General features: G+C 52.1%; 9 protein-coding genes. 4 read left to right on the top strand and 5 right to left on the bottom strand.

The window, feature by feature from the left end; all coding sequences use genetic code 11:
- Window positions 1–62: 62 nt before the first annotated feature.
- Entirely contained in the window at window positions 63–1,295 is a 1,233-nt protein-coding gene (locus FE783_RS17740; RefSeq protein WP_138880724.1) for an MFS transporter, read from the bottom strand.
- Between the two features lie 242 nt (window positions 1,296–1,537).
- Between FE783_RS17740 and FE783_RS17735 the strand changes: the two genes are divergently transcribed.
- The 4 genes from FE783_RS17735 (at window position 1,538) to FE783_RS17720 (ending at window position 8,611) form a co-directional block, all read left to right on the top strand.
- Window positions 1,538–2,134, top strand: coding sequence for a TetR/AcrR family transcriptional regulator (locus FE783_RS17735; protein WP_138880723.1), 597 nt, complete (start codon window positions 1,538–1,540; stop codon window positions 2,132–2,134).
- A gap of 51 nt (window positions 2,135–2,185) precedes the next feature.
- The gene (locus FE783_RS17730; protein ID WP_138880722.1) at window positions 2,186–6,802 is read left to right on the top strand and encodes an Ig-like domain-containing protein; all 4,617 of its coding nucleotides are present in this window, start codon (window positions 2,186–2,188) and stop codon (window positions 6,800–6,802) included.
- Between the two features lie 141 nt (window positions 6,803–6,943).
- Complete coding sequence (locus FE783_RS17725; protein WP_420799749.1) at window positions 6,944–7,651, top strand: CAP domain-containing protein; 708 nt, start codon at window positions 6,944–6,946, stop codon at window positions 7,649–7,651.
- A 165-nt stretch (window positions 7,652–7,816) separates the two neighbouring features.
- Window positions 7,817–8,611 (top strand): TetR/AcrR family transcriptional regulator, encoded by a 795-nt coding sequence (locus tag FE783_RS17720; protein ID WP_138880720.1) that lies wholly within the window; start codon window positions 7,817–7,819, stop codon window positions 8,609–8,611.
- A 59-nt stretch (window positions 8,612–8,670) separates the two neighbouring features.
- On the opposite strand, the gene FE783_RS17715 is transcribed toward FE783_RS17720, so the two are convergent.
- From FE783_RS17715 to FE783_RS17700, 4 genes are read right to left on the bottom strand one after another with little or no spacing between them, the layout of a single operon-like run.
- Window positions 8,671–9,108 carry a pentapeptide repeat-containing protein gene (locus FE783_RS17715; protein WP_138880719.1) on the bottom strand — a complete coding sequence of 146 codons (438 nt, stop codon included), beginning with the start codon at window positions 9,106–9,108 and terminating at the stop codon, window positions 8,671–8,673.
- Window positions 9,109–9,141: 33 nt separating this feature from the next.
- Window positions 9,142–9,585 carry a hypothetical protein gene (locus FE783_RS17710; RefSeq protein ID WP_138880718.1) on the bottom strand — a complete coding sequence of 148 codons (444 nt, stop codon included), beginning with the start codon at window positions 9,583–9,585 and terminating at the stop codon, window positions 9,142–9,144.
- Window positions 9,582–11,516: an excinuclease ABC subunit UvrA gene (locus tag FE783_RS17705; RefSeq protein ID WP_138880717.1), complete on the bottom strand. Its 1,935-nt coding sequence runs from the start codon at window positions 11,514–11,516 to the stop codon at window positions 9,582–9,584. Before FE783_RS17705 ends, FE783_RS17710 begins: the two co-directional genes overlap by 4 nt.
- Window positions 11,513–12,322 carry a MerR family transcriptional regulator gene (locus FE783_RS17700; protein ID WP_158301887.1) on the bottom strand — a complete coding sequence of 270 codons (810 nt, stop codon included), beginning with the start codon at window positions 12,320–12,322 and terminating at the stop codon, window positions 11,513–11,515. Before FE783_RS17700 ends, FE783_RS17705 begins: the two co-directional genes overlap by 4 nt.
- Window positions 12,323–12,337 lie beyond the last annotated feature (15 nt).

Below are 12,337 nucleotides of genomic sequence, written 5' to 3'. Positions count from 1 at the left end.
ATTCGCGCCTATCTCACTCTTGAACAGCTTCTACTTGCTCCGGTTAAAGGTCTCTCAAGCCATCACGCCTTCTCCTCCGCCGAAGGAGAAGGCTGTCCAGCCTGGATCAATACTTTATTGCCGAGCATAACCAGACCTAGAGCGAGCAACAGCAAGCCGGTGCCAATAAGCAGCCATTCGATTTCGATCACATCAGCGATAGGCCCAAATACTAACATTCCGAGAGGCATCATGCTGCTCGCGATCATCCCGAATATGCCGAATACCCGGCCGAGAAAATCCCCTTCTACCTTCTGCTGCAGCATAACCGTAGATGGTGTGTTAAACATCGGCATCGCAAGGCCGAACAAGCCCATGAAGAGCAGGTAAATCCAAAACACGGGCACAATGCCAAGCGCTACCGTACATACGCCCATTAAGACGCCGGAGAGCACCATCGTGCGCACCTTGTTTTTGAACCCTCCCCAGGAAGCCATAAGAAGGCCGCCTGCCATCATACCGATCGAAAACGTAATCTCGATAGCCGTCAATCGCCAAACATCGTTGCCGAAGGTCCGCGTAACCTGAAGAGGAGTTAAGAACGCTACGGGAGCGGCCAAGAACATGAAGACGGTCATAAACAAAAAGAAAGTCCGTACATAGTCATGATTCTTAATGTAAGCGAAGCCTTTGCGCATGTCGTCTAAATAACTGATCTCCTGGTTGTTCATGGCCTTTGCATGGACAGGTACGCGCAAGAAGATGTACAGGATCGATACCGCTATGGCTGCCGTAATGACATCGATGAAGAAAATGGATTCGATGGATGCCACCGTCAGCAACGCGCCGCTGGCCATCGGCGAAAGCAGCATCACCACCGATTGAATGCTGCTGTAGGCCGCGTTGACCTTCGTAAGCTTATCTTCCGGCACAAGCTGCGGAATAAAAGCGCTGACCGCGGGGGTATGGATCCCTGTTCCGAGCGCGCGTATGGCTGACATGAGAAAAAGCAGCCACAGCACGTCATAGCCGATAAGATACAAAATCGCGAGCGCAAGCGTGGACACGGCAATTAACGAGTCGGAAAGCATGATCAGTTTCTTTCGATCGTAACGATCGGCCCATACTCCGGCAAACGGGGAAAGAAAAAACGTTGGCAAGAAGCCGCAGATGATGGATATCGTCATCATTACACCCGATTGAGTGTTTAACGTGATATACCACATAATCGCGTACTGAACCAAAGCGGATCCGAAAAGCGATACCGTTTGGCTGGCCAGGAAAAGCGTGGCATTCTTTTTCCAGTTATTGCTCATTTTCGAACGGTTCCCTCCATTCCATTGAAGCAAGCTCCGTGTCGTCGTCTCTGTTAAAGTATACCACCGAATATGTAACTGCATTTATCATGAATTGCTCTATTTGTTTCCCCTGCACACGGTAAGGTTTCTCTATTTCTATCATTTCCTTGACAGATGACATTTTATGTAACTAGAATACATACTATACGGAATGTAATTAAATAAAACTGCGCTATAAAATAACTTTTCAGGAGCTATCCATGAAAAAAAATAAGTTTCAATTGAAAAGAGAATCGACCTATCAGCAACTTCTCGAAGCCGGTTTGAAATGTTTTTCGGCGAAGGGTTACGCTTCGACGACGCTCGGAGATATTGTGGAGCTGACCGGCCATACGAAGGGCGCATTCTATGTTCATTTCAAGAGCAAGGAACAGTTATTCTTGCATGTTCTGGATTATCAAATGCAAATAACGAACGGCTGGACAGACGTGCCGAAGGAATATAGCCCGGAAGATACTACGCTGGAAAAGATAATCACGATTGTCCTTACGCGGCTCGGGCAGATGCTCAAGGAGGTCGATAATTGGATAGTCGTGCTGGCCGATTTCTATCAACAAACGAAAGGGGACCCGGTCATTCAGAGCGCGCTCAAGCAGAAATACCGGGAATGGGTCGGAGGAATCGAAAAGTTGATAGTAGTTCTGCAGGAGCAAGGGTGGATCACGCCTGACAAAGATCCCGTTCTAATCGCGAGGCAGGTCATTGCGTTCAACGAAGGATATACACTTTTTTCCGTTCTATTCGGAGGGACGGATGCGAAGGTGCTTATCCAAGGACTCGTCAAGCTGATGTCTTGATCTATTGAGCTGCCCTGATAGATTTGATCCTGATAGAGAGGAAATAAAATAATGAGAAAAACAATCGTTTGCGTAATTTTGTTTATGCTCGTCATTCAAACGCTTTCGCTTACCGTACGGACGACTGAAGTTCATGCGGCGCCGGGTGACTCGCCTGCAGATCCGATCATCATCATGAACGCTCAGCAATTGTCCGATATCCGCAATAGTTTGTCGAAACACTATAAACTGGGACGGGACATCGATCTGTCCGGCTATGATTTCGACGGAGCCGGTCCGGACAACGGAGGATGGATGCCGATCGGTACTAGCTCAAGCCCGTTCAAAGGAACGTTGGACGGGAATGGATATGTGATCCGTAACATGACGATCGACCGTCCATTAATACCAGTCGGGCTTTTCGGGGTCATAGGCGCTAATGCTCAATTGATGAATATTCGTTTGCTCGATATCAATGTGACCGGCAGGGGTGAGCCTGGTATCAGTGCGCCTGGGGGCGCCTTGGTGGGCAACCTCTTATCCGGTAGTACGATTCGAAACTCGATTGCAACCGGCAGGATAAGCATGAGCGGGCCTGATGCTGCCGCCGGCGGTCTGGCGGGTGTCAACGTAGGTACGATCGAGAATTCGTATGCGCTCGTTCATGTCAGCGGGGGGTCATGGAGGCATGGCGGCTTGGTGGGCACGAACGCCGGCACAATCCGGAACTCCTATGCAGCGGGCAATGTAATCGGGGACCGAGAAGTAGGTGGCTTGGTAGGCTACCACAATTCAGGTTCTATCGAAAATTCATATGCTGCGGGCCATGTAACCGGGAGCTCTGGGGTTGGTGGCCTAGTGGGCCGGAATGATACCGGCAACGCCTTCCCGGGCTCGTACTGGAACAAGGACACTTCCGGCCAATCAGCCAGTGCCGGTGGAACCCTAATCACCACGGAGGGCATGAAAGTTACGAACATCTTCACAGGCTGGGATACCTCGTTTTGGGGCTATAGCGATGGGGATAGGTATCCATACCTGCTTGCGTTCAAGCCGGGACTTGCAGTGGATCCGCTTGTTGTGACATTGTATAATCTATCCCCCGGCCAGAACGAATTGTCAGTGACGGGAACGGTATATAACGTCAGTATCGGCGAGCATCTCACCGTCGATTATACGATTCGGGATAGTTCGAACGCTACCGTTACAACCGTAACGTACAGCGTGTATGCCGACGGCCGCGCGCAATCGATAGGCCGCACGATCCCGCTCGCAGGGCTCGGCAGCGGAACTTATACCTTACATATTACGGTCAAGGATACGTATAATCCGATAGTTGCGGCGCCACAGCTTGCTTTTACCATTGACGCTACCCGGCCAACCGTTAATCTGTCCGGACCGGCAGTTAGTACAGTGAACGTACCGTTCCCGATTACCGTCACCTTCAGCGAGGCTGTAGCCGGCTTTGAGGCGAGCGACATCGTTATCGGTAACGGCACTGCTTCAAATTTTAATGCGGTCAGTGAGGCTGTTTACACGGCCACGGTCACCCCGACAACGAGCGATCAGGCGGTAACGGTAAATGTTGCAGCGGACGCAGCAACCGATGCAGCTGCCAACGGCAATACCGAGTCTAACACTTTGAGTGTAATGTACGACCCCACCAAGCCGACGGTTACCCTATCAAGCACAGCCGGCGCGACGGTAAATGCCGCTTTCCCGATTACCGTCACCTTTAGCGAAGCTGTAACCGGCTTTGATGCAAACGACATCGATGTTGGTAACAGTACGGTTTCCAATTTTATTGCCGTCAGTGCTTCTGATTACACCGCCACGATTACCCCGATTACGAGAGGCCAGGCAGTAACGGTACATGTTGCAGCGGGCGCGGCAACTGATGCAGCCGCCAACAGCAGTACCGTGTCTAACACTTTGAGTTTCATGTACGACAGCACCAAGCCGACGGTTGCCATTTCAAGCACAGCCAGCAGTATGGTGAACGCCTCGTTCCCGGTTACCGTCACCTTCAGCGAGGCTGTAGCCGGTTTTGATGCGAACGACATCGTTGTCGATAACGGCACCGTTTCAAACTTTAATGCTGACCATGCGCCTGTTTACACCGCCACGGTCACCCCGACAACGAGCGGTCAGGCGGTAACGGTAAAAGTTGCAGCGGACGCAGCAACCGATGCAGCTGCCAACGGCAATACCGAATCTAATACTTTAAGTTTCATGTACGACAGCACCAAGCCGAGGGTTGCTCTATCAAGCATAGTCGGCGCGACGGTAAACGCCGCTTTCCCGATTACCGTTACCTTTAGCGAAGCGGTAACCAACTTTGATGTGAACGACATCGTTGTTGGTAACGGCACGGTTTCAAACTTTAATGCTGACCATGCAACTGTTTACACCGCCACGATCACTCCGACCACGAGCGGTCAGGCGGTAACGGTAAATGTTGCGGCGGGCGTGGCAGACGATGCAGCTGCCAACAGTAGTACCGAGTCTAACATCTTGAGTTTCATGTACGACAGCACCAAGCCGACAGTTGCCCTATCAAGCACAGCTGGCACGACGGTAAGCGCCGCTTTCCCGATTACCGTTACCTTTAGCGAAGCGGTAACCGACTTTGATGTGAACGACATCGTTGTTGGTAACGGCACGGTTTCAAATTTTAATGCTGACCATGCACCTGTTTACACCGCCACGATCACTCCGACCACGAGCGGTCAAGCGGTAACGGTAAATGTTGCGGCGGGCGTGGCAGCCGATGCAGCCGCCAACAGCAGTACCGAGTCTAACATCTTGAGTTTCATGTACGACACCACCAAGCCTACCGTTTCATTCGGCGGATTCACAGCCAACCAGATCTTTACCGGTTCGCCTGCCTCGATTACCGTTTCAGTCAACGAACCCGTATATCGGGTGGCGGATGGGAAGTTGTTTACTTCTTCCGATGCACTTTCCCTATTCAGCATGGAGAAGGATAGTACAGCATTTTCAAATTATACGGCAAGCTATGATGAACCTTCCAGGACGTATACGTTTACGTTTAACAACCCTCTTCAAGATGGCACTTACAAAGTAAAAGTTACCGGCAACGTCGTGGAAAACGCCTACCACAATACACTCGATGAGGCAACTGCAAGTTTTACCGTTGCTGTGCCTGTGGTAAGTAACATTACAATGAATCCGGCAACCCTTGCTAGATCCGGGGGCAGCACAACAGCCACCCTAACTGGCTCAAATCTTATGGGGCAGTCGGTTAAAATATACATGGATGGGACAGAAGCAGCCACAGCCACCATAAAAAGTGCGACAAGCGCAGAAGCAACCGTCGCTATACCGCCAAACACGGACACAAGTCGCAAAACCTATACGTTGACAGTTTATCTGAATGGAGCGGAGGTTGCAGGAAAGTCCACAACGGTTACAGTGAACGGCGAGTCCGGGGGCTATGGCGGATACGATTCAGAGCCTGCGGAGCCTGCCGTCGCCGGGCCAATAATCGACCCGAACGGGGTCACGCTCGATCCGGACAAAATCGACACTTCGAAGCCGTCCGTCACGCTTGAAACGACGCCTAAAGACGGCGTGGCCTTTGTCAGCATCCCGGCAAGTATCTTGACTAACTTGGAGGGCAAAAACGCCGCCTTCCTCATCGAGATCAAGACCCCTTACGGCAGCTATCAAGTGCCGGTCAATCTGGCGTCGCTCATTCCGGGGCTGCAGGAATTGCTTGCTGCAAACAACCTTAAAGCCGAGGATATCAGCTTCAAGGTTACTTTGACCGACAAATCCGGAGATAGGGACATTGTTACGGCGTTTGACAGCGATCTGCCGAATGGTAAAGTCTTAGGCGCTATTGTCGATTTCAACATAGAGATTATCGTAATTAAGAGCGGGCAAACGATCGGAACGGCAGACAAGTTCAGTCAGGCGTTGACAAGAGTTATTCCGATGCCGAAAAATGTGAACGGCTTGCCGGAGCAATGGGGCGCATTCCGCTTTAACGAAACAACGGGAACATTCGAGTTTGTCGCCGCCGAGAAGGTGCAAATTGACGACGTATGGTATGTGATGATTCGCTCTCATTCAAACAGTGTGTACGTTGTCGCGGAGAACACAGTGAGCTTTACCGATGTGCACAATCATTGGAGCGGGTCGTTTGTCCGGCTTGCCGCAGCGAAAGGACTTGTTGATGGAGTAGGCGACGGCCTGTACGACCCGGACCGAACCGTAACCAGAGCGGAATTTACCGCTATGTTAATCCGGGCGCTTGGACGCGGCAAATCAACGGCCAACACGGCGCCATATCACGATGTAAAGTCCGGCGCGTGGTATTTCGAAGCAGTAGTTAAAGCGAAGGAACTGGGACTACTAAAGTACGTGACGGACAATAGCTTCAAGCCTGATCAACCGTTGACCCGCGAGGAAATGGCAAGCATGCTGGCGACCGTGATTTCCCTTGAAAAACTGCTGAACATTAAGGAACGAGTCAGCTTAAACGGCTATAAGGATATCGGAAAAGTAGATAAGGCTTACTTGGACGACGTTCGCACGATGGTTACGCTTCAAATCATGACAGGCACGGATGAAGGTACGTTCAATCCGAAAGGCGAAACGACTCGCGCACAAGCGGCGGTTGTTTTCATAAGGACGTTACAGAAACTCGGATTGATCAATTGAATAGGAGTAGATTCAGAATCCACTTCGTTAAGAAGTGGTTTTTCTTTTTGGGGATGGGACTTTGGAATGAAGTCTGAATAAATCAAAGCCGCTTTGCAAAAACTTTGTTCGATCGACATAACGGTTCAAGGAGGAATTGGTATTAATAAAATATTTATCGTAGCGGTATTACTACTCGTTATAGGTTGTTCGAGCCAAAATAATGTAACAAAAAAGCAAGTAACACCTAAACAAACAAAGGTGGAAGCACCTTCTCGCAGTGCCGCTCCAATGTCAAACTTAACCCAAGCGTCATCCATTTCTACACCGAATGCGGGGACCATGTCGATAACACAAGCGCCCGATGGCAGTTGGATGGACTGGTTCCAAGGCATTACGGTACCGGCGCCGACACCGGCTCCCACTCCGACAACAACACCGACACCGGCACCGGGGCAATACCCGGCGTATCCGCCTGCGAATCCGCAACAGTCCGCCGATACGTCTCAATATGCTCAGCAAGTGCTGGATTTGGTAAATCAAGAAAGATCGAAGGCCGGCCTGCAGCCCCTCAGTATGAACAGTAGTTTGTCCAATGTGGCTATGGCCAAAGCGCAGGATATGTACAACAACAATTATTTCGACCATCAGTCGCCGACTTACGGATCTCCGTTCGATATGATGCAAAAATACGGGATTACCTATAATACGGCGGGAGAAAATATCGCCAAAGGCCAAAGAAGTCCGACCGAAGTCATGAACCAATGGATGAACAGTCCCGGCCACCGCGCCAATATCCTGAACAGCAGCTTCACCCAAATCGGGATAGCCTACTATAACAGCGAGTGGGTTCAAGAATTTATCGGCTAGTCCAAATAACAGAGGAACTAAACGAAGCAGCCCTCATCCTTTCCAAGGTGGGGGCTATTGCTCTCACACCTCTTGCCTTATGCGCCTCCCGTTATCCGAAATGTGATATACTGTTTACGGGGTAAACACTTTCTCGGGACATATTTTACGGAGGATCAGAAATCGATGCAGAACCGCGATCAGCTTGATGAAGAAGCACTCAAACATTTTCCTAACGGAGCGAAGCTCAGCTGGGGGCTGGCCAAGCCGTCGCGAAGAGGGCCGAAAGGCGAACTGAGCATCGTCAAAATTGTCGAGGCGGCCATCGCGATCGCCGACAAGGATGGGCTCGCCGCCGTCTCCATGAACCGGGTTGCCGGAAATTTGGGGTTTACTACAATGTCGCTCTATCGATATATCGCCAGCAAGGACGACCTCCTGTTCCTGATGCAGGACGCCGTATGCTGCATTCCGATTCCTTCGGAAGGAGCTATTACGGATTGGCGTGAAAATATACGGGAGTATGTGAGGGCGTGTATTCAAGTATTCCGGGACCATCCTTGGTTCGGCGACCTCCCGATCACTGGCGTCCCCATAGCCCCTAATAACCTGCAGGTAATCGATTGGGTACTACGGTCCATGCGGGACTTCCCGCTGAATGATTATGAAAAAATGTCGTTTCTGCTTCTAATAAGCAGCTATTCGCGGTCGTGCGGGATCATCCAACGGGATATGGAAAGGGCTATCCAAGCGGGCGGCAGTCCCGAAACGTTCAGCGGCCTGGACTATACCGCCGCCCTGAAACAACTGGTCAAGCCGGATCGTTTCCCGGACTTGTACCCCATTGTCGCTTCCGGCGTGTATACGGGCGAGAACGAGAACGACAATACGGTCGGCAACGATTTCGATTTCGGGCTGGAACGGATACTCGACGGCATCGAGCACTATATTGCCTTCAAGACGTCGATGAAGAACGGATAGCGGTCATTGCTGCCTGTACACAAAAGGCTGCCCTGCGGCAGCTTCTTTTCCATACAAATTCATTGAACACTGCTTCTTGAACGATACTGCTCCAACAATTCGTCGATTCGAATACCGTCTACAATCAGCCCTGCAATGTCGCAGTTATCTAATCGCAAGTTTGTCAAATCGCAGCCGGATAGAGTGCCTCCGCGAAAGTTGCAATTCTCGATCTTAACCGACCTAGGGTGCGGCTTCGCATCAGGATCGCTTGCATTCAGAAATCCGACGTTGCGGATCGTAGCTCCGCCCCACTGAGCCCCGTCGATCGTCAGGTCGCTCAAGTTCGCATCCGAAATGGTTATACCCGACATGTTCACATTGTGAAAAGTCGCCCTCGCTACGTTGCAATTTTCAAAGGCAAGCTTCTCCGCCATTACGTCTGTAAAGCTGGAGCCCGACACGTTCGAATTGATTACCGTAATGACCTTCATTTCGTTCTCGACACGCATTGTCATGAATAATTCCTCCCAATAATCGAAAGTTGTGTTCTATACCAAGTAAGGACCGATGAGCGATGCGGGATTTCGCGCCAAGTCGGGCGGCGCCCCTTCGGCGACGATCCTCCCTCCCTGATTGCCTCCGCCTGGTCCCATCTCGATCAACCAATCGCAATAAGACAGCAGATTCGGCTCGTGCTCCGTCACGATGACGGAATTCCCATGCTCGACCAATTCGTCGAGCAGCACAATAAGCTTCTCGATATCCGTCGCACCGAGTCCGATCGTCGGTTCGTCCAGTACATACAGTGCGCCGGTTTTATGCTGTCTGCCAAGCGCTTTCGCCAGCTTCAGCCGTTGCGCTTCCCCGCCGCTGAGCGTCGGAGCGGGCTGCCCCAGCGACAAATACCCGAGACCGACCCGGATCATCACGCCGAGTCCCGCACGAATCGCCTTCTGATCGGCGAATAATTCATGCGCATGTTCGGCGCTCATGGATAGAACGTCATGGATGCTTTGTCCGTTATAGGCGATCTCCAATATTTCCGCCCTGTAGCGGGACCCTTCACAAACCGGACAAGGACGTTCAAAAATGCCGATCGCCCCCATACCCAGCGATTCCGAGCCATCTCCTTTACAGTGCGGGCATGCCCCCAGCTCGGTATTGAACGAGAAATGTCCCGATGTATACCCTCTCTCTCGCAGTCGGCTGGGCCGCGAAACAAATCCCGGACCTTATCCCAAATATCGATGTAACTGATTGGGGTGGACATCCGGCTGCGCCCGATAGGCGCTTGGGACACTATCACGCATTCCGTTACCGATTCCCATCCTTCAAGTCGGCCGAGTGCAGCCGACAGCGTGCCTCTCTCCTCCGACTCCTCCATCTCTTCCTCATCGGTCATATTCAGGCTATGTTCAAGCAGCGGCACGAGCGTACCCGAGATTAGCGTGCTCTTGCCGCTTCCCGATTTGCCCGCCACCCCGACCATCACCCCGAGTGGCAGTTCCACGGTCACTTGCCGCAAATTGTTCAGTCCCGCATTGCGGATGACCAGCTTCGGACCGTCTTCGCGAACATGCCGGTACCCGCGCCCGCTTTTGCGCGGAAGCATACTCCTGCCGAATAAATACGAGGCAAGCACGGATTGCTGCGCTTCGGAGAAGCCCGATATTGGCCCTTGATACAGCACGGTGCCGCCGTTTACGCCCGCCGAAGGACCGAGCTCGACGATAAAATCGCTGTTTCGGATCACATTCGAATCGTGCTCGACAACGATCACCGTATTGCCGGCGTCAGTCAATGAACGCAGCTTGCCGATCAGTGCGTGCTTCTCGGACTCGTGAAGGCCGGCCGTCGGCTCGTCGAATATGTATAGCAGCGAATCGAATTCCGATTGGAGATGGTTCATCAGAAACAACCGCTGCAGCTCGCCGCCGCTGAGCGACGGAAGCGTGCGCAGCATGGTCAAGTAACCGAGACCGACTTCCTCCAGCAGGTTCAGCTTCCACACGAGCTGATTGACGAGGTGCCGGCCTTCTTCGGTAAATCCGTCCATCTTCAGTCCCTTTAGAAACAGCCCGAGCTCAGCGATCGGCGCGGTACTTAGATCCCCCAAATGTTTGCCGGCGATAAAGACGTTCAACCCTTTTTCCGCGAGCCGGAATCCGGAGCACACCTCGCATGTCGCCCTGGAGGCAAATAAATATTCGAAAAGCACTTTCCGTTTCGGTGTCGTCAGCTTCGAACGGATATAGGGAATATACCCGACAAACTTGTCCTCTGCACCGTGAAGAAAAATATGACGCTCCTCTTCCTTCAGTTGATGGAAAGTCAACGTTTTCCAATCATAACCGAACAGCGCGGCGAATTTCGGAAGCTGCTTCACGAGCTGCCGGCCGAAATCCCGTCCTTCCATGCAGATCTGCTCCAGCCGCTTTCGCGGATCCGAGACGACTCGCAGCTCGTCCAGAAACGTATGAAACCCGCGGCCTCCGCACGAAACGCACATCCCCTCCGGATGATGGAATGAAAACGACTCGACCGGAAGCGTCGTCCGCTTACCATCAGGGCCGCGGCCTTCGGTGGCGTAAAGCCATTTCAACACGTCGAGCAGCTTTGTTCGAGTGCCGACAATGCTTCGCGGATTCGTCTGCCGGATCGTCCGCTGTTCGACGGCGATCGCGGGCGGCAGTCCCCGGATGCTAACGAAGGGAGCCTCCCCTCCTCTTGCCGGAACGTCGCTTTGCAGTCCGATCGACTGCAAATATCTTTTGCGGCCCTCTTCAAAAAGGATGTCGAAGGCAAGACTTGATTTTCCGGAGCCGCTTACGCCGGTAAATACGACGAGCGCCCCTTTTGGGATATCCACGTCCACACGCTTTAAATTATGAATGGCTGCGCCGCGTACTTGAATCTGATTCAACTATCCGTTCTCCTCTCTGGAGCAGAGCCGGCATGCAATACCGGAATCATCCATTGATAAGTCGACATGTCGTTCAAATCGTACCGTTCCATCTTCTCACCGGCGGGCTCGAATCCGAACTTCTGCACAAGACGCATGTAACTGAAGCATGCGAACGCGTCTGACGCCTTGCATTCCAAAGTGACGAACAAAGCAGGCTCGATCCATTCCAGGTTCCCATCCGTATTTGCGGCGGCCCGCTCTTCAGCCGAGCGGGCCGATTTGGGAAGCCGAAATCCAGCTTGACCGACCATCTCCTTGCCGTCCACCTCCACAGCCTTGACGAACGCCTCATGACAGCGGAAACCGTATACCTCTTCCAAATACCCGGCTCTTTCCTTTATGGCCTCTTCATACGGATTCAGCTTTCTCGCAACCCTGAACGGAAACCACATCATCGGAACGGACGTCTCCCACTTCATAAGCTGAATATAGGGATCATCCAATTGGATGCCCTGCAAGTATTGACTGGCGATCCGAAGCGACGCCATCTTGGCATCGATCTCTCTTTGCCATTTGCGAACCCAGTTCATTTTCTCCGAATCATCGGCGCTGAGGAACGACCGGATCTCGCGCAGGTTCACATCGGCCTGACGGAGCGAATGTATTTTCAACGCTGTAGGTATCTGTTCTTCGGTATACAAACGGTAACCGTTATCGCCCCGGACATGGGGGATAATGAGCCCTTCCGTCTCATAGTAGCGAAGCGTGCTGGACGCCAACCCGGTTCGGGCGGAAAACGTCTGAATCGTCATCATCTGTTCCATCGCAGTTCCCGCCCT

Source organism: Paenibacillus mesophilus (genome assembly GCF_005938385.1).
Classification (GTDB): domain Bacteria; phylum Bacillota; class Bacilli; order Paenibacillales; family NBRC-103111; genus Paenibacillus_AB; species Paenibacillus_AB mesophilus.
This window is presented reverse-complemented; position numbering and strand designations above follow the sequence as displayed.